This window comes from Streptomyces sp. NPDC088707 (genome assembly GCF_044752725.1).
Lineage (GTDB): Bacteria > Actinomycetota > Actinomycetes > Streptomycetales > Streptomycetaceae > Streptomyces.
Map to the genome: position 1 here is coordinate 47,889 of NZ_JBIVLV010000001.1, position 22,799 is coordinate 70,687.

Here is a 22,799-nt window from a genome sequence, read left to right on the forward strand (position 1 = left end):
GACCGAGGGAGTGCGCAGTGAACAAGGGGTACGCGGTGTTCTGCGACGCCGACCGTCACTTCTACGACGCGCCGCACCGTCTGGTCTTCGCCGAGGGAGCGGGTGACTCCCTCTACCGGGCGGCCACCCTCCCCGTACCCGAGGGCTGGACGTCTCACCGTACGGGCGACTGGCTCGCCCTGCGCCCCCTGGACCACCCGCTCCCGTCGCAGGGCTGGAAGATCCACGTCTCGGCCTGTCTCGACAACGCGGAGGCGATCCTCGCCACGGTCCGCGAGTACTGTCTGGGACAGGGCGTGGCCTTCAAGTTCGTCCCCAGCCGCTATCTGCTGCACCAGCGCAACGCCAAGTACGCGGACCGCTCGGCGAGCGGCAAGTTCATCACCGTGTATCCGGCCGACGACGAGCAGTGCGAGCGCGTGGCCACCGATCTGGCGGGGCTGCTGGAGGGCCGGCCGGGTCCGTACATCCTCAGCGATCTGCGCTGGGGCCGGGGCCCCGTGCACCTGCGGTACGGCAGCTTCACCCTCCGCCACTGCTACGACGAGCACGGGGAGCTGCGGCCGGCCGTCGAGGACGGGTCCGGCACGCTCGTACCCGACCGGCGCGATCCCGTCTTCCACGTGCCCGCCTGGGTGACTCCCCCCGCCTTCCTGCGTCCGCACCTGGAGGCCAGGGCTTCGGTGACCGTCCAGGACATGCCGTACGACATCGAGAAGGCCCTGCACTTCTCCAACGGCGGTGGAGTGTACGAGGCCCGGGACCGGCGGACCGGGCGGCGGGTCGTCCTGAAGGAGGCGCGGCCGTACGCCGGTCTCGCCGCCGACGGCGCGGACGCCGTGACGCGGCTGCACCGCGAACGCGAGGCGCTGGAGAGGCTCTCCGGGCTCGCCTGCACGCCGGAGGTCCTCGGCGGCTTCACGGTGGGCGACCACCACTTCCTGGCTCTGGAGTTCGTGGAGGGCAAGCCGCTCAACACCTTCTTCGCGCGGAGGCATCCGCTGATGGAGGCCGATCCGCCGGCGGAGCGACTCGCCGAGTACACGGAGTGGGCGCTGCGGATCCACGGGCTCGTCGAGCGGGCCGTGGCCGCGGTCCACGCCCGCGGGATCGTCTTCAACGACCTGCATCTGTTCAACATCATGGTGTCCGAGGACGAGTCCTCGGTGGTGCTGCTGGACTTCGAGGCGGCCCAGCCTGCCTCGGAGGGCGGTCGCCAGACCGTCGCCAACCCGGCGTTCGTGGCGCCCGCCGACCGGCGGGGCTTCGATGTGGACCGGTACGCCCTCGCGTGCCTCCGGATCGCGCTGTTCATCCCGCTCACGAGTCTGCTGGCGGTGGACCGGGGCAAGGCCGCGCACCTGGCGGAGGCCGCCGCCGCGCGGTTCCCGCTGCCCCCCGGTTTCCTGGACGAGGCGGTTCGGGAGATCACGCGCGACCCGGCCGGCGGCCGGCCCGGCGGAAGCTCGCGGGCGCCCGACCGTCCGGCGGACCGCTCCCGCTTCCTGCCCGCCGAGCCGGGCGACTGGCCGAACAGCCGTGACTCCATGGTGGACGCGATCCTGGCTTCGGCGACGCCCGAAAGGGAGGATCGTTTCTTCCCCGGGGACATCGCGCAGTTCGCCACGGCCGGCGGGGGCATGACCGTCGGACACGGCACCGCCGGAGTGCTCCACGCTCTGCACGAGAGCGGGGCACCACGGTGCCCCGAAGCCGAGGACAGGCTCCTGCGGCACGCCAAGCAGCCCGACTCCGGCACGCCGCTCGGCTTCTACGACGGGCTCGCCGGTGTCGCGTGGACCCTCGAACGACTCGGGCACACGGCCGCCGCGCTCGAACTGGCCTCACTCGTCGTCGAACAGGACCACGAGGGCCTCGCCCCCGACCTGTACGGAGGGACGGCCGGTGTCGGCCTCGCCCTGGACGCCCTGGCCACCGCCACCGGTGAGAGCGGCCTCCACGCGGCGGCCCTGCGCTGCGCCGAACTGTCCGCCCGCCCGCTCCGGGCACCCGCCCCAACGGGAGCGGCGGGAGCGGCCCGACCGGCGGGAGCGGCGGGAGCGGCGGGCAAGGTGCGCACGGGACTCCTGCACGGCTCCGCCGGACGGGCCCTGCTGTTCGTACGGCTCTACGAACGCACCCGGGACACCGCCCTCCTCGACCTCGCCGCCGAGGCGCTCCACGACGACCTGAGCCGCTGCGTACGCGGTGCCTCCGGGACCCTGCAGGTCGACGAGGGCTGGCGCACGATGCCGTACCTCGGGGCGGGCAGCGTCGGCATCGGCATGGTCATCGACGACTACCTGCTCCACCGGCGCGACGCCGACCTGGACCGGGCGCGCCGCGAGATCGTGCGGGCGGCGCAGGCCACCTTCTACGCCCAGCCGGGTCTCTTCCGGGGCGTCGCCGGGATGGTGCTCCACCTCGCCCGTACGAACGTCGGCGGGCCCGGCACGACACCGGAGGACGTACGCCGCCAGGTCGGTTGCCTGAGCTGGCACGCCATGTCCTACCAGGGCCGTCTCGCCTTCCCCGGCGAGCAGATGATGCGCCTCTCCATGGACCTGTCCACCGGTACGGCGGGCGTCCTGCTCGCTCTCTCCGCGGCCCTGGGCGATCGCCCGGCCCACCTGCCGTTCCTTCCGCCGCTTCCGCGGCCCCACGAACCGGCCCCGTGACGGGGTCGTCCCGCACCACCCGTCCCCTACGAAAGGAAACGATCATGAACCTCTTCGACCTTCAGTCGCTGGAGACCCCCAAGGACGAGGCCATCGGCGACGTCGAGACCGGCAGCCGCGCGAGCCTCCTGCTCTGCGGTGACAGCAGCCTCAGCGTCACGACCTGTAACTGACCCGATCCGGCTTCCCGCACGGCGCCCCGGGCGCCGGTGAGGAGTCACGGGGCCCCGGGAGCGCTGCTCCCGGGGCCCCGGCCGTCGGAGCCGGACACCGGCGGCCCGGCGGGAACGTCGCTCCCGGAGGGGAAGAGAGGGGGTCGGATGGCCTCGCCGACCGGTTCCGACCGGCTGCTCCGCGGCGCCGTACGGCACACGGCGGGCACCACCGCGGCGCTGCTGCTCTGCTCGGTCGCCGGCGCGGCCTGCTCGCTCGCCGTACCCGCGCTCGCCGGCAAGACCCTGGACCTGATGCTGCGTCACCAGCCAGGGGCGGGGACGTGGTTGCGGTGGACGGCAGTGCTGCTCACGGCCGAAGTGCTCCTGGAGACCGGCTCGGTGCTTCTGACGCAGCTCGCCAACGCCCGCGCCACCGCCTGGATCCGGCTGCGCGCCCTGGGCGGTCTCCTCGGCACCGCGCCCCACCGGGCAGCACCCCACTCGGGCGGCGACGTCGCCACCCGGCTGTGCGTCAACGCCACCGACAGCGGCACGGCCCCGGCTGCTCTCGCGACGTCCGTGTCGTCCGTGCTCGTACCGATCGGCGCACTCGTGGCACTGGCGCTCATCCACCCCTGGACCGCCGCCGTCTTCGTGGCCGGTCTGCCCCTGCTCCTGCTGCTGCTCCGCGCGTTCGCCACCCAGTCCTCCGACTCGGTCGGCCACTACCAGCGGGCGCAGGGCGCCGTCGCCGCTCGGCTGACCGAGGCGCTGGGCGGCGCCCGTACCATCGCCGCCGCCGGCACGGCACGGCACGAGGAGGAGCGCGTCCTCGCCCCGCTGCCGGAGATGACACGGCACGGCACCCGCATGTGGCTCGTCCACGGCCGCGCCGTGGCCCGCAGCGGCGTCCTTCTGCCGCTGCTCACCACGGCCGTCGTCGCGGTCGCGGGGGTCGGTCTCGCCGCAGGCGAGGTCAGCGTGGGCGGTCTGCTCGCCGCCTCGCGGTACGCGGCGCTCGCCGCAGGGATCGGAGGCATCGCGGCGCCGCTCGGCACGCTGGTCCGAGCCCGCAGTGCGGGGCGACGCACCGCCGAACTCGCCGACCTGGCGCCGATGCCGCACGGCTCCGCGGTCCTGCCACCCGACGCGCCAGGGAATCTGGAACTGCGGGGCGTGCGGGTGACGCGCGGCGGTGTTCCGCTGATCACCGACGTGACGCTCTCGATCGACGGCGGATCCACCGTCGCCGTCGTGGGCCGCTCCGGAGCGGGCAAGTCGACCCTGGCCGCCGTCGCGGGCCGGCTGACCGACCCCGACGCCGGGAGCGTCCTCCTCGACGGAGTCGATCTGGCGGAACTGTCCCGCTCGGAGCTGCGCGGGGCGACTGCGTACGCCTTCGCGCGTCCCGTCTTCGACGGCGGGGCCACCCCCACGGTCGGCGCCGCGTTGGCCGCCGGGACCGGGCCGGCCCAGAGCCCGGCCACGCCGACGCGCGTCCGGGACGCCGCGACGGCCGCCTGCGCCGACGCCTTCGTCCGACTGCTGCCCCTTGGCTACGACACCCCCGTGGACGACGCCCCGCTCTCCGGCGGCGAGGCCCAACGCCTCGGCCTGGCAAGGGCGTTCATCGGCCGGGGCCGTCTGATGATCCTCGACGACGCGACGTCGAGCCTCGACACGGCCACCGAACGTCAGGTCGAGGCCGCCCTCGCCACGCCGTCACGGGCCTGCACCAGGCTGATCGTGGCCCATCGGGTGTCCACGGCCGCCCGGGCGGACCAGGTCGTCTGGATGGAGGCGGGCCGCGTACGGAGGTCCGGACCGCACAGCCTGCTCTGGGAGGAACCGGAGTACCGCGCGGTGTTCACCGCGGAGGCCCGGCCTGCGGGCACCCCACGCCGGTCGACCGGGCCGGGCGCTCCCCCGGAGACCGCCGGCTCCGGCGCTCCGCCGTCGTCGGCCGTCCCGAGGACGGGAGCGGGCGGGTGACGCCCGCTCCGCGCCCAGGGCGGGCGAATGAACCGACGAAGCCGAAGACGCCTGACGGTCCGGCACCGGCTGCTGCCGCGGGCGAGACGGACTCAGCCCGGCGCGTTGCCCGTCCGACGCCGGCTGCCGCCGCCGGCGGGACGGACTCGGCCCGGCGCGTCGCCCGCCCGGCGTCGGCTGCCGCCGCCGGCGACACGGACCCGGCCCGGCGCGTCACCCGTCCGACACCGGCGGCCGCCGCCGGCGATACGGACTCGGCCCGGCGTGTCTCGGCCTCACTCCGGTCCCTCCTCATGCGCCGCAAAGGCGTCCTGGTGAAGCTGGCGGCCTGGTCGGCCGCCGAATCCGCGCAGACGTTCCTCGGCGGGTTCTGCGTGGCCCGCTCCCTCGACGACGGATTCCTGAGGGGCGCGACGTCGATCGGGCTCCTGTGGCTGGCGGGGGCCGCCGTGGCCATCCTGTTCGGCGCTCCCGTCGTCCGGGGCGTCTTCGCCCAGCTCCCCCAGCTCACGGAACCGCTGCGCGACCAGCTCGTTCGGGGTTCGGTGGTACGCGCTCTGCGCACCGCCACGGCCACCGCCACGGGCGGGGGTGTGGACGCCACCGCGGTGTCCCGGCTGACGAGTCAGACCGAGATCGCGCGGGACAGCTTCGCCGGACTGGTGCTCGCCACCCGCTCTTTCGTCTTCGTGGGCGTGGGGGCCCTCGTCGGCCTGCTGTCGCTCGCGCCGCAGTTCCTCCTCGTCGTGCTTCCCCCTCTGGTCCTGGGCCTCGCCCTGTTCACGGCCTCCCTGCGGCCCATGGCGCGGGCCCAGCATCGGTACCTCGACGCGGACGAGGCCGTCGGCCGGCGCGCCGAGCTCACCCGCACCGCTCTGCGGGACACCGTGGCCTGCGGCGCCCAGGAGGCGACCGCCGAGCAGAACCGCCGTGCCGTCGACGAGGCGGCCGCCGCCCAGCGCGCCCTGGCCCGCTGGGCGTCCGTCCGTACGTTCGCGGTGGCGACGGCCGGACAGCTGCCGGTCCTCCTGCTGCTCGCCGCGGCGCCGTGGCTTCTCCGCCAGGGCGTCACGGCCGGGGCCGTGGTGGGCGCGCTCACCTACGTCCTCCAGTCACTGCTCCCCGCGCTGCACACACTGATGACCGTCCTGGGCGCCGCGGGCGCGCGGCTTTTCGTCGTCCTCGACCGGCTCACCCAGCCGCTGCCCCCGGCCCCTCCCCCGGCCGCCGCCCCGCCCGGCCCGCGCCGTACGGGCCCGACGGACACGGCGCTGGAGCTGCGCCACATACGCGCCGCGTACGGCCCCGGGGCCCGCCCCGTACTGGACGCGCTGGAACTGACCGTCGAGCAGGGTGAGCACATCGCCGTGGTCGGCCCGAGCGGCATCGGCAAGTCGACCCTGCTGCACGTCGCGGCGGGCATGCTCACCCCCGATCGGGGCGACGTACGGCTCTTCGGCCGCGCCGTCGCCGCCTGCCCGCCTTCGGAGCTCACCGCCCTGCGCGTGCTGATCCCCCAGGAGGCGTACGTCTTCACGGGCACCCTGCGGGACAACCTGCGGTACCTGCGGCCGGGCGCCGATCGGTCCGCCGTCGACCGGACCGTGGACGCGCTCGCCCTGGAACCCCTCGTCGACCGGGTGGGCGGGCTCGACCGTACGCTGGCGCCCGACGCCCTGTCCCTCGGCGAACGCCAGCTGATCGCGCTGGGGCGCGCCCATCTGGCCCCCGCCCCGCTGCTGCTGCTCGACGAGGCGACCTGCCATCTGGACCCCGTCGCGGAGGCCACGGCCGAGCTGGCTCTGAGCGCGCGGCCGGGAACCCTGGTCGTGGTCGCCCACCGGTTGTCGTCGGCACTCCGAGCCGACAGGATCCTCGTCCTCGACGGCACCCGGGCCCACTACGGAACGCACGACGAGCTGCTCGCGCGTTCCGCTCTCTACCGCGATCTGGTGGGGCACTGGAGCCAGGTCCAGGGGTGAGCGGACCGTGCGCCCGCCAGGACGCCGCGGGGCGGTGCTCAGGTCCACCCGGCGCCCTGGGCGATCCGGATGGCGTCCACGCGGTTCCGTGCGCCGACCTTGCGGATGACGCTCGCCATGTAGTTGCGGACGGTGCCCTTGGTCAGGAACAGCGTCGCGGCGATCTCGGCGACCGGCGCTCCGTCGGCGGCCAGCGAGAGGACGCTCAGCTCACGCCGGGTCAGAGGCATCTCCGCGGCCTGGAGGAACCCGAGGGCGAGCGTGTCGTCGATGAAGCGCTCCCCGTTGGCCAGACGGCGCACGGCCTCCAGTAATCGACCCTTCGGGGCGTTCTGGTCGACGAAGCCGGCCGCCCCTGCGGCATGGGCCCGTCGCAGCACCCCCGGCCGCTGCCCGGGGACGAGGGCCAACAGGGCGGGACGGCCACCCGAGTCCTCCCCCGAAGGCGGTGCGACAGCGGCCACGGGCCGCACCGCCGAGGGCGGCAGACACTCGGCGTCCGCCACGTACACATCGGGTTCGGACACCCCCGTCTCCTGGCCGTGCGGCCATCGGGGCAGCGAGGAGACCACCGTGACCCCGCCCGATCTCAGCAGTTCGACCAGCGCGGTCCGCAGGAGCTGCGCCTCGTAGACCACCGTCACTCGTATCATTCCCACCCCTTCGGTCCTCCGTCGTGCCAGGGGTGCACGACGCGAAAAGCCACCCCACCCCTCTGCCCTTGCCGCGCCGGGCGGAACACAGCATCGGGTGCACGGGGGGCGCACTCCGGAGCGCCTCGGCCGGATCCGGTTCGTCCCTTCGACGGCGAAGCAGGCCCACGGCGTGTGATGCCGGCCGGGCCGAACCAGGAATGTCCAGATCGAACCCGTACGGCGCACGGGGACGGGAGTGCGCCCCTCGGGGCAGCGCACCGGAAGCGGGTCCCACAGCGGGCCTTCCGGGTGCGGGAAGCCGTGGCAACGGTCCTCCAGGACCCGGGTGCACTCCGCTCCAGTCGACGTTCATGCCTCGATGCCGGAGTGGTGCTTGCCCTGCCGATTCACCGTGCCATGGCGAACTTGCGCATGGGGGTGCGGTTCAGGGGCACACGGACCCTGGAGCGGAGGGCGTGGCCGCTCCTTCCGGGCCTGCGGTCTCCCCCGTCCGCACAGGCCCGGGCATGGTGGAGACCGGTCCGCACCCGCCGTGGTGCGGGCCGGTCATCGTGTGTCCACCCATGCGACCTCGCCCGGGGATGCCGTGGTCACGGCCGGGACGCGGCGCGCGGGTGGCGGTCAGGTCGTCGAGCAGGCTGCTGGGCGAGAACGTGGGCACGAAGTGGACCCGGCCCGGGGAGCGGTGCGGCGGACCCGGAGCGGGGGCGGTGTGGAACAAGTGGGGTGGATGCGAGTGAGTGAGCACTGGATGGTGTCGGCCTTGTGCCGGACGGCACAGGCGGATGAGCTGTTCGTCGAGGGGGCGGCGCAGAGCCGGGCGAAGACGCTGTGCACCGGGTGCCCTGTCAGGGCCGAGTGCCTGGCTCATGCCTTGGACAGCCGGATCGAACACGGCATCTGGGGCGGAATGACAGAACGCGAGAGACGCGCCCTTCTGAAGCGCCGGCCCCTGGTGCGGTCCTGGAGCCGGCTGCTGGAAGCCGCGCGGCGTGAGCACGAGGCGGGAGCGTCGTCCGTGAAGCGTGGTGCCGCCTGATCGACTTCTCCAGGGGGCGTCCGGCGGTTCCGGGCCGGACGCCCCCTGGCGGGTTCGCTCAGATCTGGTAGCGCCCCGGGGCGAAGAGGTGCAGATGCTCCGCCACCCACTCCGATGTCCTCTCCAGGCCTTCTTCCAGGCCGACTTCCGGCTCCCATCCCGCCCATGTGCGGGCCCGGGTGTTGTCCGAGAGCAGCCGCTGCACCTCGCTACCGGAGGGCCGCAGCCGGGCCGGGTCCACGACGATCTCGGCGTCCCGGCCGGAAGCGGTGATGAGGGCCTTCGCAAGGTCTCCGATCGAGATCTCGCGTCCGGTACCGAGGTTGACGCTCTCCCCCAGTGCCCGGTCGCAGCCCGCCAGTGCCAGGAACCCGGCCGCGGTGTCGGTGACGTACGTGAAGTCGCGGGTCGGGGTGAGCGAGCCGAGGCGTATCTCCCGTGCTCCGGCGTGCAGTTGGGCGAGAATCGTGGGGATCACGGCGCGGGCCGACTGACGGGGCCCGTAGGTGTTGAAGGGCCGTACGACGGTCACGGGCAGCTCGTACGCGTGCCAGTGGGACAGGGCCATCATGTCCGCGCCGATCTTCGACGCGGAGTAGGGCGACTGCGGCTGGAGGGGATGGTCTTCGCCGATCGGGGCTGTGAGCGCGGTCCCGTACACCTCGCTGGTGGAGGTGTGCAGGAGGCGTCGGACCGAATGGCGGCGGCATGCCTCGGCGATGTTCTCGGTGCCGACGACGTTCGTGCGGACGTAGGCGCCCGGGGAGTCGTAGCTGTAGGGGATGCCGATGAGCGCGGCGAGGTGGAAGACGGTGTCGCAGCCCTCGACCGCGTCCATGACCCGGCCTGCGTCGCCGACATCTCCGGCGATGAACTCGACCGGGCCGTTCGGGTCGTCGAGGTAGCGGGCGAGGTGGCCCTTGTCGGCGTACGGCTTGTAGTGGACGAAGGCCTTGACTCGCGCGCCGCGGTGGACGAGAAGGTCGACGAGTGTGGAGCCGATGAAGCCCTCGGCTCCGGTGACCAGGACGGTGCGGCCGGTCCAGTCGATGGTCGTGGCTGTCATGGGGTGAGCTCCTTTGTGGTGGTGGGCTGTCCGGCGAGGCGGATGACCGTCTCTGCCAGCAGGTCGGCAGCGCGGGCGTGGTTTCCCGGGTCCGCTGCGCGCCCCATCACGGCGAGCCGGGAGGGGTGGGCGAGAAGCGGGTCGATCAGTTCGGCGAGCCGGCCGGAGGTGGTCTCGGCGTCGGGAAGGAGGTGGGCGGCGCCCGTGTCCGAGAGGACCCGGGCGTTGTGCGTCTGGTGGTCGCCGGGAGCGTGCGGGTACGGCACGAGGACGGCGGGCACCCCGGTCGTGGCGAGCTCGGCGATCGTGGCTGAGCCCGCGCGGCAGACCACCAGGTCGGCGACCGCGTAGGCGAGGTCCATGCGGTCGAGGTAGGGCACCGCCTGGGCGACGGGCCCCGCCCCCGCTTCGATGAGCTCACGGCGTGCCTGTGCGAGTGCGGCCGGCCCGGTCTTGATCAGGAGGTGGACATCCCTGCGGCCCCGCCAGCGGGCCGCGAGGCCCACGGCGGCGGCGGTGAGGCGGGCCGCGCCGAGGCTGCCGCCGTTGAAGAGGACGACCCGTGCGCCCGGGGGTACCGCGAAGGCGCGCCGTGCCTCCTCGCGCAGGGCCGGCCGGTCCAGGGCGGCCAGGGACGCGGCGATCGGCATGCCGACGGTCTGCGCCCGCTCGCCGCCCGACAGGTGGGCGCGGCTGCCGTCGAAGGCGACGGTGAGGTGTGGCGTGAGGCGGGCGGCGAACTGGTTGGCCCGGCCCGGGACCGCGTTGGACTCGTGGATCACGCTGGGCAGCCCGGCCAGCTTCGCCCCGACGATCGCCGGGGCGCTGGGGTAGCCGCCCATCCCGACGACGATGTGCGCTTTCTGGGTGCGCAGCACCTGGCGGGCCTGGGCCCCGGAGCGCAGGAGCGCAGCCGGGAGGAGGAAGCGTTTCGCGCCGAGCGCGGGGTCGAAGGGGATCATGTCGACGGTGTGCAGCCGGTATCCGGCCGCCGGGATCAGGGTCGTCTCCAGACCGCGTTCGGTGCCGATGAAGGAGATGACCGTCGCGGGGTCGGCGCGGCGCAGGGCCTCGGCCAGGGCGAGACCGGGGTAGATATGGCCGCCGGTGCCGCCCGCACCGATCACGACGGAGAGTGGTGTGCGCATGGCCGCCACTCTCACGAAGCAGGTTAAGAGGGTTCTAAGAGTCCGGTTTGGCAGGCTTCACGCTATGAACGGCATGAGCGGCATGAGCCATACGAAGGGCATGAGCCCTGGCGGCGGGAGTGGCACGGGCGACGGGAGGGGCGCGGGCGGCACGGGCGGCGCGAGTGGCACGGGCGGCGCGAGTGGCACGGGCGGCGCGGGCGACGGGAGTGGCACGGGCGGCGCGGGTGGCGCGGGCGGTCTGCGGAGTACTGGCAGGATCCTGGTGGCCGAGGACGACCCGGACGTGCGGGCCGCCGTCGAGGACGGGCTGAGCATGGAGGGGTATGAGGTCCGGAGTGTCGGCGACGGCCTGGCGGCGCTGTCGGCGGTGGCTGCCTGGCAGCCGGACGCGCTGGTCCTGGACGTGATGATGCCGGTGCTGGACGGGCTTGCGGTCTGCCGGAGGCTGCGGGCGGTGGAGGACCGCACGCCGGTGCTGGTGCTGACCGCGCTGTCGTCGGTGAGCGAGCGGGTGGACGGGCTGGAGGCCGGCGCCGACGACTACCTGGTGAAGCCGTTCGCCCTGGACGAGCTGGTGGCGCGCGTGCGGGCGTTGCTGCGGCGGGCCGCGCCGCCCGCCCCGGGCTCGGACCTGGCGTTCGTGGACCTGACGCTGGACCCCGTGACGCGCACCGGGCGGCGGGGCGGCCGCCCGCTGGAGTTCTCCCGCACCGAAGCCGCCCTTCTGGAGCTCCTGCTGCGCCACCCGGGCCAGGTCCTGCCGCGCGAGGTGATCCTGCAGCGGGTCTGGGGCCAGGACTTCGGGCCCGACTCCAACTCACTCGCGGTATACGTGGGATACCTGCGGCGGAAACTGGAAGCGGGCGGCGAGCCGCGCCTCGTCCACACCGTGCACGGAATCGGCTACCGGCTGGATGTGGCATGAGCGGGGTACGCAGACTGGGCGCCCGCTGGCGGCGCAGGCGACCGCTCCGTACCCGCCTGGCGCTCGCGACCTCGGCAGCGGTGGCGCTGGTCGCGGTCGGGGTGTGCACGGCGGCGTTCTTCGTCATCCGCTACGAACTGCTGCACCAGCTCGACCTGTCCCTCACCCAGTCCGCGACGCGTGTCATCCAGGCCAACCGGGGCGAGGGCCCGCAGATCCTGGCGGGCGAGTGCCGCTACCTCTCCGCGCCCGCGTGCGCCCAGATCGTCCCCGCCGACCCGGCAGCGGACCCCGACGAACCCTACCTGCTGCCCGTCTCCACCCCCGTACGCGATGTCGCGGCGGGCGAACAGGCCCCGTACTACAGCAACGTCGAACGCTTCGGGCAGCCACTACGGATGCTGACCACCCCGTTCGGAAACGGGCAGGCGCTCCAGGTGGCGCTGCGGGCGGACCCGGTGGACAAGGGCGTGCGGCAGGCAGCCGTGCTGCTCGCGGCGGTCGGCGCAACGGGGGTGCTGCTGGCCGGTCTGCTCGGATACGCCGTCTCCCGCGCGGGCCTGGACCCGGTCGCCCGGCTGACCGCGGCCGCCGAACGGATCGCAGCGACCCGCGACCCACGCCACCGCATCGAGCTCCCGCCCGGCCCGCCGGGCCGGCAGGACGAGGTGACCCGGCTGGCAGCCACCTTCAACACCATGCTCGGCGAACTGGAGCAGTCGGTGACCTCCCAGCGCCGACTGGTCGCAGACGCCTCCCACGAACTACGGACCCCGCTGACCGCGCTACGCACCAACGCGGAGCTCCTGGCCCGCGGCGACCGGCTGACCCCCACCCAACGCGATCGAGCCGCGGGGGCGCTGGAGCGGGGCATCCGGGAAGTGACCGGGCTCGTCAACGACCTGATCGAGCTCGCCCGAGACGAAGAACCGCTACCGCTCCTGGAGGACGTGCGGATCGCCGAGATGGCCGAGCATGTGGTGGGCACCGCCCGGACACACTGGCCGCAGACCCCTTTCCTCCTGGAGGTCGAGGCGGGCGCGGCAGACGCGGTCCGGCCGGGAGTCCCGGCACGGCTCGCCCGGCTGCTGACGAACCTGCTGGACAACGCAGCCAAGTTCAGCCCGCCGGGCACCCCGGTCGAGGTGACGCTGAGCAAGTACGGGAGCGGGAGCAGCACGGGCGGGAGCAGGAGCAGCGCCGGCGGGCTCAGGCTGACGGTCCGGGACCACGGCCCGGGAATCCCCGCCGCCGACCTCCCCCATGTCTTCGACCGCTTCTACCGCGCCGAAACCGCGCGCGCCCTGCCCGGCTCCGGCCTGGGCCTGGCCATGGCCCGGCAGATCGCCCACGCGCACGGAGCAGAGCTCACGGCGGGGGCGGCGCCGGGCGGCGGGGCACTGTTCACACTGACGTTCGCCCCAGAGAACCCACCCGGTAGCGGCAGGACGTGACCGACAGCTCAGAAGGGGGCAGACCACCCCTCCCGAAGGCCCCCTGAGTGGCGGGAGGCCGTACCAGGAAGGCAGGCCGGTACCCGGCACGGTCCGTGCCGGCGACGGCGCGACGCTCCAGGCGATGCCTGACTACGGGCTTGCGCGATCTCACCGCAATGGCTGCTGACCGCCCCCGGCGCGGGAGATCGCGGGGAAGTCCACGGCCGTCTCGACGTAGTACTCACGGATCAGCGGACCGAAGCCGTTCGGGTCGTTGCCGAGGACCATCAGCTTGATCTGCGCGATGGCGTCCGCGTGCGTCAGAGCGGACACCTTCGTGACGGTGTCGCCGACGGTCTTCCTGTCGTCCAACCGACCCGACCGGCAAGTGGCCGAAGACGCCCTCGTGGAAGACGATCGGCCACACCACCCTCGACGTCGTGGGCATGGTCCCGGTCGTCGGCAAGGTCGGCGACCTGGCCAACGCGGGCTGGTACCGGCGGAGGGCGACTACGTCAACGCCGGCCTCTCCGCCGCCTCGGCCATCCCGGGCGCGGGTTACGCGGCGAACGCCGCCAAGTACGGCAACAAGGCACTCGACGCCGCACAGGCCGCCAAGACCGCCAAGGCTGCCAGCGACGCCGCCGATGCGGCAACGACGGCCAAAGCAGCCGACACCGCACCCGTACCGAAGGCGGCAGACAGCCCTCCCGCGCCAAAGCCGGCCGACAGCGGCCCCGCCCCCAAAGCCGCCGACAACGGATCGAGCGGATGCGGCACCGGCAACAGCTTCACGCCGGACACCTTGGTCATGATGGCCGACGGCAACCACAAGGCCATCGAAACAGGTGCGCGTCGGAGGCAAGGTCACCGCCACCGACCCGGTGACCGGCGAAACCGGGCCGCGCACGGTCACTGCGCTCATCACAGGCGCGCGCGATGGCGATGACCTCGCGCGGCGGGGGTGCCCTCCTCCGTGAGGCGGTAGTACGCCGTGCGCGTCCGTCCACGATCTCCTCCGCGCCGGCAGCGACGAGGCCGGCGCGTTCCAGCCGTTCCAGCGCGCCGTAGAGGGTGCCGACCGCGATCCGGAGTCGTCCGCCGGTGTTCGACCCTGCCTGGCCGACGTGCGCCAGGCGGGGGGCCGAGCCATGGCGTCCTGACCTCCCGGCCGCCTGGCCGGGTTCCACGGGGGTATGCGGACGCGCTGCAGCGGGGACTAGGGATGTATGCAGACATTTCTCCCGTATGAGGGTTTCACCGACTCCGCGGTTGTCCTGGACCCGAGGCGTCTGGGTAAGCAGCGCGTCGAGGCACTGCAGGTGTTCCGGGGGCTGACCGTGCCGACGTACGGGTGGCGCCGGCACCCGGCGGTGCGGATGTGGGCCGGATACGAGGAGGCCCTGGTGCGGTACGGCCTGGACGTCTGCGGCGTCTGGACTGCCGAGGGCCGTGCCGACACCTGCGCCGTCACCCTCATGAACGACTACCGTGCCTGGCGCCCTTCGGCCGAGGTGCGCGAGCAGAGCGGGCTCGCGGCGGCGGGTGAGCTGCCGCCCTGGCTCGGCGCGTCCGCGTTCCATCGCAGCCACCAGTCGGCGCTGCTGCGGAAGGATCCCGCGTACTACGGCTCCCACTTCCCCGACGTGCCGGACGACCTTCCCTACCTCTGGCCGGCTTCCGACCGGGAAGGCAGCCACACCGGGTGACGGCCGACAGGGCGTAGGTCCGCTGCGCCTGTGCATCGCACGCCGCCCGTACGGCCGTGCCCACCGGCCGAAGGTCGAGGACCGGCGGGCCGCATGACGCTCGTGCGCGGCACCAAGACCGGCCGAGGCCCCGACAACGAGCCGCCGCCGGTCGCCTATGCCGTGCCCTGGGAGGGGGAGCCCAGGCCGTGATCGAGAGAGCCACGCGCGACGTCGACCGGCAGCCGGCGGCTGCGGGACTCGATGCCGTCCTGGGCGCGCCCCCGCCGCCGCGGCCGGATGCCAGAGCACCCGGCCGCGGCGGTGAGAAGGGCCCTACAGGGACGCTGGGAAACGTTCCCAGACGCGATGGTTCGACAGCAGCTCCTTGAGCTGGGGCACGGCTTCCGCCCCGTCCGTCAGGATGACGCCGGGTTCTCCCGCCTCGATACCCGCGGCCTCGAAGAGCGTCTCGGCGCCTGCACAGCCCACGAGGGCCTTTCCGTGCCGGTACGCCTCGGTCAGCAGCGTCAGAACCCGGGGGTCGCCGACGGAGGGGCCGGGGGCCCCGGCCTTGGCGTCGCGGGCGCCGTAGGCGTCAGCCCCTGCCTGCGGGGCTCCGAAGAAGACGAGGGCGTCGAATTCGACGGAGCGGGCGGTGGCGAAGGTGCGCTGCACGGTGACCGGGTCGCCGTCCGTGGCCAGCACTCCGCCGACCGCGGCCACGACCAGCGGCACCATGCCGGAGTCCAGCACGGCCTCGCGGACCGCGCGCACGCCGGCGGTGTCGACGGCCTGGTCCGTGACGATGCCGATGACGCGTCCGTCCAGCGGCCAGGCGGCGCCGACCTGCGACAGACGGGGGCTGGGGGTGGCGTCGGCGAGGGGTTCGGTGGCGGCGGGCACCGGCAGGCCCAGTCCGGCGGCGACCTGTGCACACAGTTCACCGTCGATGTTGGCGAGCACAGCGAGGTTGCGTTCCTTGATCGCCTGCTCGTAGCACTTGCTCAGCTCGAAGGTGTAGGCGGCGACGATGTGCTCGCGCTCGACCGGGCTCATGCTCAGCCAGAACAGGCGAGGCTGAGAGAAGTGGTCGTCGTACGACGCGGGGGCCTCTCGGACCTTGCGTCCGGCCGGTACCTCCACCGGTACCTCGATGAACGCCCCGGTGTCGGCGCCGGCGAAGAAGGGACAGCCTCCGTCGAGGCTGTTCGGCTTGTACGGGGCCACCCCGCGGTGCACGGCCGTCTGGTGGAAGCCGTCCCTGAGCATGTCGTTGACCGGCGCGTGCGTCCGGTTGATCGGGATCTGCGGGAAGTTGGGGCCGCCGAGCCGGGTGAGCTGCGTGTCCAGGTACGAGAAGTTCCGCCCTGCCAGCAGCGGATCGTCTGTCGCATCGATGCCAGGGACGAGGTGGCCGACATGAAAGGCGACCTGCTCAACCTCAGCGAAGAAGTTCGACGGGTTCGCGTTCAGGGTCAGCAGCCCGACCGGCTTCACCGGGGCGAGTTCCTCCGGGACGATCTTCGTCGCGTCGAGAAGGTCGATGCCCTCGAACATCTGGTCGTCGGTGTCGGGGAACGTCTGGATGCCCAGCTCCCACTGCGGGAAGGCACCGGACTCGATGGCGTCGAAGAGGTCCCGGCGGTGGAAGTCGGGATCCACCCCGGCCAGGATCTGCGCCTCCTCCCAGACGAGGGAGTGAACGCCCAGCTTGGGCTTCCAGTGGAACTTCACCAGCGTCGTGGCGCCCTCGGCGTTGACGAGGCGGAAGGTGTGGACGCCGAAGCCCTCCATCATGCGGTAGGAGCGGGGGATGCCCCGGTCGGACATGTTCCACAAGGTGTGGTGGGTGGCTTCGGTATGCAGGGATACGAAGTCCCAGAACGTGTCGTGCGCGGACTGGGCCTGTGGGATCTCGCGGTCCGGGTGCGGCTTGCCGGCGTGGATGATGTCGGGGAACTTGATCGCGTCCTGGATGAAGAACACCGGGATGTTGTTCCCGACCAGGTCGAAGACGCCTTCCTCGGTGTAGAACTTCGTCGCGAAGCCCCGGGTGTCACGGACGGTGTCGGCGGAGCCGCGCGAACCGAGGACGGTGGAGAAGCGGACGAACACCGGCGTCTCGACGTCCCGGGCGAGGAACGCGGCCTTGCTGACCGACTGCGCCGTCCCGTAGGACTGGAAGGTGCCGTGGGCGGCCGAACCGCGCGCGTGGACCACGCGCTCCGGGATTCGTTCGTGGTCGAAGTGCATGAGCTTCTCGCGCAGGTGGTGGTCCTGCAGCAGCACCGGGCCGCGCGGCCCGGCCTTCAGAGAATGGTCGGTGTCGGGCAGCCGGGCGCCCTGCGCGGTCGTCAGGTACGCGCCGCTCTGCGCCATGCGCGCCTGGTCCGCGCCGGTCGGCTGCCCCGTCGGACTGACCGTCTCCGGCCCGCTCTGGTCCGCCTTCGGCGGCAACGGCTCGGCCGGCGTCGTCGGCTCGACGAGCTGCGGGGAGACGGGGGCGGGCTTGCCGGGGATCCCCTCCTCGGGGCCGCCCGCCGGTTCGCCGTGCACCGCGCCGGCGAGTTTGTCGACGGCGGCCTTCACCGGATTCTTCTCGGACATCACCACTCCAGACGCATGGGGCTCTCGGTGCTTCACGTGTGACCAGAGCGGCACCTACCGAAACCCCCGCCAGTCCGGCCCCACGCACCCTCGGGCCCGCACCAGCCACCACCACGAACCCGTCGGACCTGCCAAGAAAGCGGAAACGGACCTGGGAAGCCGACACCGCCACAGGGCAGCGATACGCCCACCCAGACAGGGCCGAATGCCCCAACCCGTAACCGCAACAGGCAGGCCGCCGGACAACACCGGGGTGGCATCGAGAGTCGTGGGGCGCGCAGACCGATCACGGCCGTGAAGGTCGCGGCCGGCCCCTGCCGGGCACGGACAGGAGCTCGGCATCGACGGGGCGTGCCCCCGCCTGGGAGCCCGCCGGTCATACCCGCTCGTGCCCGCTCGGCCGGCGCGCACGAGGTGACCGAGTGGCTATCGGTGTGTTCCTCACAGACTCGTCCACGCGCACGCCTCCTCATCCTCGGTGGACGGCGGGTGGAAGGGCCACCGCGATCCAGATCGGCTGATCCGAGCACATGCACCGTGACGGTGGGACCGGCGTCGCCCACCGCGTGCATCCGGTGATGGAAGTTCTCGACGAAGCAGGACCCCTGGCCGGCTCCCACCTCTTCGGGGTGCGGGGCACAGCTGAGACGGGCGCGCTCGTGCGCGAGAGCTCCCCGCGCCACGAAGACAGCACCTCGTACTCCTTCGTGGTCCAGGTAGGCGGCACCCGGCGGCATACTGCTCCAGCTGAGTGCCCAGACACTGACATCCCCCGCACGGAACAGCCCGATCGTCAGGTGCTCCCCAGCCGAATCGGCCAACCGCATGCGCCAGCGCGGATAGTCCCGGCCCAACGTTTCTCTGCCAGCGCCTGCCCGTGCCGTGCCCGTTTCACTGCCGTGGTCCAGCGGGAGCCCGGGATTGTCCTGCGCGCGCGGGGCATCCATCTCCCCGGCCCGCCAGACCGCGAAGGTGCGTGTGCGCCGGAGCGTTGCCGGCGCCGGGGCACCGGAAGGGTCCGCCTCCGTGGGAAGCGGACCCTTCTTCCTGCGGAGTGTTCAGCGTTCGTCGCGCTTGCCCCGCAGGGCGTCCTTGGCGTCGGACGCGGCTTCCTTCGCCTTGCCCTCAACCTGGTCCATCTTTCCTTCGGCCTTCATCCGGTCGTTCCCGGTCGCCTTGCCGACCGCTTCCTTCGCCTTGCCCTTGATCTTGTCCGTACGGCCCTTGTCAGCCATGACCTGTCCTTCTGAGTGAGGAATTGGAGACGTTGACAAACTAGGACAAATGGCGATGCCTCGCCTCTCTGGTGCGCCGCCAGGCGTACTTTCTCCCCCTGCGCGCCTCCACGCGGCCGGGACGGGCTGGAGAAGGTCGCCGCCTCCCTCAGCGTGCGGCAGGCCCGTCCTCTCGCGCCTACGGCGGCGGGCGCCTGGCTTCTGGCCGGTACTGCAGCCGGGCTGTTTCGGATGGTGTGGCCGCGCTGTTTGGAGTGGCTGTGGCCGGCTTGGGGATGTCTGGGCCGTCGCCAGTGTGACCAGCGCAGGATGTGGCGCGAAAGGGGCGCCGATCGTCGCGGGGAGTGCTCGCGTTCCTCGTCCCGTGGTGCGGACAAGGCCCGGACCAGCGGCTTCTCCGAGCAGCGGCTAGCATCCCGTACGTCCAGGACCGCCGTACGGTCTTCCTCGGGCTGTCTGCCGTACCTCCGAGCATGGGGAAGCTTGTGTCCGATCCGTTGGCCGGCGATCCGCGTACCGCCGCAGTCGCCGCGGGCGAGGGCATCACCCTCTCCGACAGCCACAAGAAGGTCCTGCTGCAGGAGCTCGGGGTGGGTGAGGTCGTCCGGTCCGTCTATCACGACGGTTGGGGCTACGCCGTGCTCACCAGGAAGGGCCTCCTCCTCTTCCGGAACCTCCTGGCGCCGAAGGTGACCCGCGTGCCCGGGCCACCGGTGATCCTGCGGGGCTCGTACGGCATGTTCGACTCCGTCGACGTCCTGGTGGACGGGAAACCGCACAAGCTGCACGGCTCGAAGCTCGACCCGAAGGGCGAGCTCCTCGAAGCGGCGGGAAGGCTCCTGGCGCCGGACTCGCCCCTGCGTCCCGGCGGCGGGAAGCGGACGTCCACGTGGATACGGCGGCACCCGGTGTCGGTATCCGTCGGGGTCGCCGCGGTGCTGGTCGCGGGGCTGAGCGGGCCCGGGCAGCCGAATGCCGTGGCGAGGGGCGGATCGGACCACCCGCGAACCGTACCCGACGTCCGCGGCGCCGCCCTGGCCACGGCCGCTGCGACGGCACGCCGCGGGTCGTGGTGGGTGACGGCTGCCGACGCCTCGTCCGCGTACCGGCCGGTGACCGCCCCACGGGCCGACTGGCGCGTCTGCTTCCAGAGCCCCTCCCCCGGTGAGCCGACCCGCCCGAACACCAGGACGCTGGCGTTGTACGCGGTCCCGGAGGCGGAGCCGTGCCCTTCGGAACTGGACGGGGCCCGGCGTGTGATGATGCCGGACCTCGTCGGCGAGCGGTTCGACGCCGCGTCGCGGGTGCTCGCGGCGCTCGACCTCGACCGTGTGACGCGCTTCCACGCGCACACGGGTCAGCGACTGGACGGCCGGCGTCAGAATCTGGCGGACTGGCAGGTGTGCCGGCAGCAGCCGGAGGCGGACATCGAGGTGCCCGTCACGACGCAGGTCGACGTGTGGCTCCTTGGTCCGGGAGTCTCCTGCACCGCGCCGAGCCCGACCCCCAAGCCGAAGCCCGAGCCGAAGCCCGATTCCGCGTCGGGGGCTCAGGGGAATGCCACTCCCCCACCTCGTACACGGCCGACTCGCGACTCCGGCTCGCACGGTGGTACGTCGGCGGGACGCAGCGGTGACGGGACACGGGACGGCGCACCTTCCGGTGGCTCCGGTTCCTCTGGGAGCTCTGGGGACTCTGGGAGCTCCGGTTCCTCTGGGAGCTCTGGCGGAACGAGCGGGGCAAGTGGTGGATCCGGCAGTGGATCCGGCGTCCGCTTCGGCCAGTTCTGTTCCCCAGTGGGCGCCACGGCGACGACTTCCGACGGGCGTCCGGCGAGGTGCTTCATGGGCAAGGACGGCGCGGCCCGCTGGGGATACCACTCCGGCTGAGGGCTGCCGCCCGATCTCCTGTCAGATCACCGTTCCTGGTGCCTTTCGGGTCGGCGGACGGTGTGAGGGAGTGTGCGTGGAGCACGCCCATTCAGAGCTGGTCCACCTGTGCGGCGGCCTCCTCCAGGTCGGCGACGGTCCCCGACATGATCGTCCGTACGTGCCTGGTGATGTGCTGGACGGGCCAGTCCCACCAGGCCACGTTGAGCAGCCGGGCGATGTCCGCGGCGTCGTAGCGGGTGCGGATGAGCCGGGCGGGGCTGCCGCGGACGATGCCGTAGTCGGGGACGTCGCCGGTGACCACGGCGCCGGCGGCGATGATCGCGCCGTGACCGATGCGCACACCGGGCATGACCATGGAGCCGTAGCCGAACCACACGTCGTTGCCGACAACCGTGTCACCCCGGCTGGGGAGGCCCGTGATCAGGTCGAAGTGCTCCGCCCAGGAGCCTCCCATGGTGGGGAACGGAAAGGTGGAAGGACCGTCCATGCGGTGGTTGGCACCGTTCATGATGAACCGGGTGCCCGTTCCCAGCGCGCAATACCTGCCGATGACGAGGCGCTCCGGACCGTAGTGGTAGAGAACGTTGCGCGTCTCGAACGCGGTCGGGTCGTCCGGATCGTCGTAGTACGAGAAGTCACCGACCTCGATCAGCGGCGAGGTCACCAACGGCTTGAGCAGCACCACACGCGGGTGCTCGGGCATCGGGTGGAGCACGGTGGGGTCGGCGGGGACGGGAGGCATCGTGACAGCGGTTCCTCTCTGGTGGACTCGAACGTCATCCTGGTGTGTGGTGGAACGTGGCCTGGTGTACGGGCTTCCTGCGGGACACCTCCCGGCGAGGCGGTCGTCGTTGTCAACGGCTCTTCGCGGACGGCTTCTTCGAGGTGGTGGCCGCACCGGCACCGGGGATGGCGGAACGTTGCGTCACGGCGGAGTCTTCCGCGGGTCGGGACCTCCCCAGCCAAAGGCCGGTGAACACCGCGGTGACCAGGGTGAGGACGCCGGCCGCGACGAAGGCGCTGTCGAGGCCGGCCGATTCCGCTGAATCCTGCCCACAGCCCGATCGCCTTGATCCGCTCCTGCGGCGCGGGATGGGCGGCGACGAGCAGGGCGAGCGAGGCAGGGCTCAGCGCCGCGGCACCGATGCCCTGCAGCACCCGGCCGGCGACCAGCCAGCCGAGCGAGGGCGCGAGGCTGCACAGCAGCGACGCGGCGGTGAACACCAGCACGCCGGTCAAGTACACCCGCTTGCGTCCGAACCGGTCGGCGAAGACACCGCCGGACAGCAGCAGCATGGCGACCAGCAGCACGTACGCGTCGACGATCCATTGCAGACCGGTCAGCTCGGTGTGGAGCCGGTGCTGCATATCGGGCAGCGCCGCTCCGACGATCGTGTTGTCGAGCAGAACCATGAACTGGCCCAGACAGGTCACCGCGAGCAGCACGACCCGGTTCCGGCGGCTGTCTGCGGCCGCATGCGATGCAGCGATGGGGTCCCCCTCGGTTGTCGGTTGCGCTGGGCGCGGTCGACGCGGTCACCGGTGCACCCCGGGACAGCTAACGCAGGAGTCGACTGCTTTAGTGACTGTAGAGAGGTCGGGCGCACAAACGCAAGCGATGACTGCGTTAAGGTGGTGGCATGAACGAGGGACAGCGACCCCGGCGGCCCGGCGGGCGGAGCGCCCGCGTCGGCACGCAGGTGCACCAGGCCGTGACCGACCTGATCCGTGAGCGCGGCTACGGCCACTTCACCGTCGGCGAGGTCGCAGCCCGCGCGGGCGTGGCCGACAGCAGCATCTACCGCCGGTGGGGCAGCCTGGAGACGCTGCTCACGGATGTGGCACTCACCCGCCTCAATGCCCAGTCGCCGATGCCCGACACCGGGAGCCTCGCCGGCGACCTGCGCACGTACGCGGCCCAAGTGGCCCGTGAGATCACCGGGCCCGACGGTCCGGCTGTGCTGCACCTGGCCGTCGCCCTGTCGAGCAGAGGCCAGCAGGGCCTGCGGGCCGGCGCCGACCTGCGCGCCGAGCGCACCCGGCAACTGCAGTCCATGCTCGATCGCGCCCGCGACCGCGGCGAAGCCGCACCCGACGCGCTCGACGTGCTGGACCACGTCCTGGCCCCGATGTACATCCGTGTCCTGTTCGGCATGGTCCCGCTCACCCCGGACTACATCGACGGGCTTGTCGACCGCTGCCTGTGACCTCGGCCCGGACACCGGGATCAGTTCTCGACTGCGGTGCCGGGGCTCCGCGAGGTGCTCGCCGACGCCGCCCGGCCGCTGGGCGTC

At 72.5% G+C, this 22,799-nt stretch carries 18 protein-coding genes and 2 pseudogenes; 10 read left to right on the plus strand and 10 right to left on the minus strand.

Going from position 1 to position 22,799, the window contains the following annotated elements:
- Positions 1-17: 17 nt before the first annotated feature.
- The 4 genes from lanKC to ACIP84_RS00280 all read left to right on the plus strand — a co-directional run bounded on the left by lanKC (position 18) and on the right by ACIP84_RS00280 (position 6,807).
- Positions 18-2,678 carry a class III lanthionine synthetase LanKC gene (gene lanKC, locus ACIP84_RS00265; protein WP_401792680.1) on the plus strand — a complete coding sequence of 887 codons (2,661 nt, stop codon included), beginning with the start codon at positions 18-20 and terminating at the stop codon, positions 2,676-2,678.
- A gap of 44 nt (positions 2,679-2,722) precedes the next feature.
- Positions 2,723-2,851, plus strand: coding sequence for a SapB/AmfS family lanthipeptide (locus ACIP84_RS00270; protein ID WP_015037662.1), 129 nt, complete (start codon positions 2,723-2,725; stop codon positions 2,849-2,851).
- A gap of 147 nt (positions 2,852-2,998) precedes the next feature.
- Positions 2,999-4,825, plus strand: a complete 1,827-nt coding sequence (locus tag ACIP84_RS00275; RefSeq protein ID WP_401792684.1) for an ABC transporter ATP-binding protein — start codon at positions 2,999-3,001, stop codon at positions 4,823-4,825.
- A gap of 293 nt (positions 4,826-5,118) precedes the next feature.
- Positions 5,119-6,807, plus strand: coding sequence for an ATP-binding cassette domain-containing protein (locus ACIP84_RS00280; RefSeq protein WP_401792687.1), 1,689 nt, complete (start codon positions 5,119-5,121; stop codon positions 6,805-6,807).
- Between the two features lie 38 nt (positions 6,808-6,845).
- Here ACIP84_RS00280 and ACIP84_RS00285 read toward each other — a convergent pair whose 3' ends face one another.
- The gene (locus ACIP84_RS00285) at positions 6,846-7,460 is read right to left on the minus strand and encodes a LuxR C-terminal-related transcriptional regulator (protein WP_401792690.1); all 615 of its coding nucleotides are present in this window, start codon (positions 7,458-7,460) and stop codon (positions 6,846-6,848) included.
- A 733-nt stretch (positions 7,461-8,193) separates the two neighbouring features.
- Between ACIP84_RS00285 and ACIP84_RS00290 the strand changes: the two genes are divergently transcribed.
- Complete coding sequence (locus ACIP84_RS00290; protein ID WP_355966193.1) at positions 8,194-8,502, plus strand: WhiB family transcriptional regulator; 309 nt, start codon at positions 8,194-8,196, stop codon at positions 8,500-8,502.
- A 58-nt stretch (positions 8,503-8,560) separates the two neighbouring features.
- Here ACIP84_RS00290 and ACIP84_RS00295 read toward each other — a convergent pair whose 3' ends face one another.
- Positions 8,561-9,568 carry a GDP-mannose 4,6-dehydratase gene (locus ACIP84_RS00295; protein ID WP_401792693.1) on the minus strand — a complete coding sequence of 336 codons (1,008 nt, stop codon included), beginning with the start codon at positions 9,566-9,568 and terminating at the stop codon, positions 8,561-8,563.
- Entirely contained in the window at positions 9,565-10,716 is a 1,152-nt protein-coding gene (locus ACIP84_RS00300) for a UDP-N-acetylglucosamine--N-acetylmuramyl-(pentapeptide) pyrophosphoryl-undecaprenol N-acetylglucosamine transferase (protein ID WP_401792696.1), read from the minus strand. Before ACIP84_RS00300 ends, ACIP84_RS00295 begins: the two co-directional genes overlap by 4 nt.
- A 265-nt stretch (positions 10,717-10,981) precedes the next feature.
- Here ACIP84_RS00300 and ACIP84_RS00305 point away from each other — a divergent pair, with 265 nt between their 5' ends.
- The gene (locus ACIP84_RS00305) at positions 10,982-11,644 is read left to right on the plus strand and encodes a response regulator transcription factor (RefSeq protein ID WP_401795567.1); all 663 of its coding nucleotides are present in this window, start codon (positions 10,982-10,984) and stop codon (positions 11,642-11,644) included.
- On the plus strand, positions 11,641-13,098 hold the full coding sequence (locus ACIP84_RS00310; protein WP_401792698.1) for a sensor histidine kinase: 1,458 nt from the start codon (positions 11,641-11,643) through the stop codon (positions 13,096-13,098). Before ACIP84_RS00305 ends, ACIP84_RS00310 begins: the two co-directional genes overlap by 4 nt.
- A 150-nt stretch (positions 13,099-13,248) precedes the next feature.
- Here the strand turns inward: ACIP84_RS00310 and ACIP84_RS00315 are convergent, their stop codons facing one another.
- The 3 genes and pseudogenes from ACIP84_RS00315 to ACIP84_RS00325 form a co-directional block, all read right to left on the minus strand.
- A complete protein-coding gene (locus tag ACIP84_RS00315) occupies positions 13,249-13,413 on the minus strand; it encodes a hypothetical protein (protein WP_401792701.1) in 165 nt (54 codons plus the stop codon).
- Between the two features lie 225 nt (positions 13,414-13,638).
- Positions 13,639-13,893: a hypothetical protein gene (locus tag ACIP84_RS00320; RefSeq protein WP_401792704.1), complete on the minus strand. Its 255-nt coding sequence runs from the start codon at positions 13,891-13,893 to the stop codon at positions 13,639-13,641.
- A gap of 111 nt (positions 13,894-14,004) precedes the next feature.
- A pseudogene (locus tag ACIP84_RS00325) lies at positions 14,005-14,216 on the minus strand (PadR family transcriptional regulator).
- A gap of 93 nt (positions 14,217-14,309) precedes the next feature.
- Here ACIP84_RS00325 and ACIP84_RS00330 point away from each other — a divergent pair.
- Positions 14,310-14,789, plus strand: a complete 480-nt coding sequence (locus ACIP84_RS00330) for an MSMEG_6728 family protein (RefSeq protein WP_401792707.1) — start codon at positions 14,310-14,312, stop codon at positions 14,787-14,789.
- 315 nt (positions 14,790-15,104) lie between these two features.
- On the opposite strand, the gene ACIP84_RS00335 is transcribed toward ACIP84_RS00330, so the two are convergent.
- Both ACIP84_RS00335 and ACIP84_RS00340 read right to left on the minus strand, forming a co-directional pair.
- Positions 15,105-17,378, minus strand: a complete 2,274-nt coding sequence (locus tag ACIP84_RS00335) for a catalase (protein WP_401792710.1) — start codon at positions 17,376-17,378, stop codon at positions 15,105-15,107.
- A gap of 1,058 nt (positions 17,379-18,436) precedes the next feature.
- Positions 18,437-18,613, minus strand: coding sequence for a CsbD family protein (locus ACIP84_RS00340; RefSeq protein WP_355966175.1), 177 nt, complete (start codon positions 18,611-18,613; stop codon positions 18,437-18,439).
- A 485-nt stretch (positions 18,614-19,098) separates the two neighbouring features.
- On the opposite strand from ACIP84_RS00340, the gene ACIP84_RS00345 reads away from it, so the two are divergent.
- Complete coding sequence (locus ACIP84_RS00345) at positions 19,099-20,502, plus strand: hypothetical protein (RefSeq protein ID WP_401792713.1); 1,404 nt, start codon at positions 19,099-19,101, stop codon at positions 20,500-20,502.
- A 91-nt stretch (positions 20,503-20,593) separates the two neighbouring features.
- Here ACIP84_RS00345 and ACIP84_RS00350 read toward each other — a convergent pair whose 3' ends face one another.
- Both ACIP84_RS00350 and ACIP84_RS00355 read right to left on the minus strand, forming a co-directional pair.
- Positions 20,594-21,247: a CatB-related O-acetyltransferase gene (locus tag ACIP84_RS00350; RefSeq protein WP_401792716.1), complete on the minus strand. Its 654-nt coding sequence runs from the start codon at positions 21,245-21,247 to the stop codon at positions 20,594-20,596.
- A gap of 290 nt (positions 21,248-21,537) precedes the next feature.
- Positions 21,538-21,996 (minus strand): annotated as a pseudogene (locus ACIP84_RS00355) (MFS transporter); the annotation flags it as partial.
- A gap of 149 nt (positions 21,997-22,145) precedes the next feature.
- Between ACIP84_RS00355 and ACIP84_RS00360 the strand changes: the two are divergent.
- On the plus strand, positions 22,146-22,712 hold the full coding sequence (locus tag ACIP84_RS00360; RefSeq protein ID WP_401792719.1) for a TetR/AcrR family transcriptional regulator: 567 nt from the start codon (positions 22,146-22,148) through the stop codon (positions 22,710-22,712).
- Positions 22,713-22,799 lie beyond the last annotated feature (87 nt).

What these genes read in the sequence shown, in the direction of transcription:
- ACIP84_RS00270 (WP_015037662.1), top strand. Translation starts at nt 2,723, where the DNA reads ATGAACCTCTTCGACCTTCAGTCGCTGGAGACCCCCAAGGACGAGGCC.
- ACIP84_RS00275 (WP_401792684.1), top strand. Translation starts at nt 2,999, where the DNA reads ATGGCCTCGCCGACCGGTTCCGACCGGCTGCTCCGCGGCGCCGTACGG.
- ACIP84_RS00280 (WP_401792687.1), top strand. Translation starts at nt 5,119, where the DNA reads ATGCGCCGCAAAGGCGTCCTGGTGAAGCTGGCGGCCTGGTCGGCCGCC.
- ACIP84_RS00285 (WP_401792690.1), bottom strand. Translation starts at nt 7,460, where the DNA reads ATGATACGAGTGACGGTGGTCTACGAGGCGCAGCTCCTGCGGACCGCG.
- ACIP84_RS00290 (WP_355966193.1), top strand. Translation starts at nt 8,194, where the DNA reads ATGCGAGTGAGTGAGCACTGGATGGTGTCGGCCTTGTGCCGGACGGCA.
- ACIP84_RS00295 (WP_401792693.1), bottom strand. Translation starts at nt 9,568, where the DNA reads ATGACAGCCACGACCATCGACTGGACCGGCCGCACCGTCCTGGTCACC.
- ACIP84_RS00300 (WP_401792696.1), bottom strand. Translation starts at nt 10,716, where the DNA reads ATGCGCACACCACTCTCCGTCGTGATCGGTGCGGGCGGCACCGGCGGC.
- ACIP84_RS00310 (WP_401792698.1), top strand. Translation starts at nt 11,641, where the DNA reads ATGAGCGGGGTACGCAGACTGGGCGCCCGCTGGCGGCGCAGGCGACCG.
- ACIP84_RS00320 (WP_401792704.1), bottom strand. Translation starts at nt 13,893, where the DNA reads ATGACCAAGGTGTCCGGCGTGAAGCTGTTGCCGGTGCCGCATCCGCTC.
- ACIP84_RS00330 (WP_401792707.1), top strand. Translation starts at nt 14,310, where the DNA reads ATGCAGACATTTCTCCCGTATGAGGGTTTCACCGACTCCGCGGTTGTC.
- ACIP84_RS00335 (WP_401792710.1), bottom strand. Translation starts at nt 17,378, where the DNA reads ATGTCCGAGAAGAATCCGGTGAAGGCCGCCGTCGACAAACTCGCCGGC.
- ACIP84_RS00340 (WP_355966175.1), bottom strand. Translation starts at nt 18,613, where the DNA reads ATGGCTGACAAGGGCCGTACGGACAAGATCAAGGGCAAGGCGAAGGAA.
- ACIP84_RS00350 (WP_401792716.1), bottom strand. Translation starts at nt 21,247, where the DNA reads ATGCCTCCCGTCCCCGCCGACCCCACCGTGCTCCACCCGATGCCCGAG.
- ACIP84_RS00360 (WP_401792719.1), top strand. Translation starts at nt 22,146, where the DNA reads ATGAACGAGGGACAGCGACCCCGGCGGCCCGGCGGGCGGAGCGCCCGC.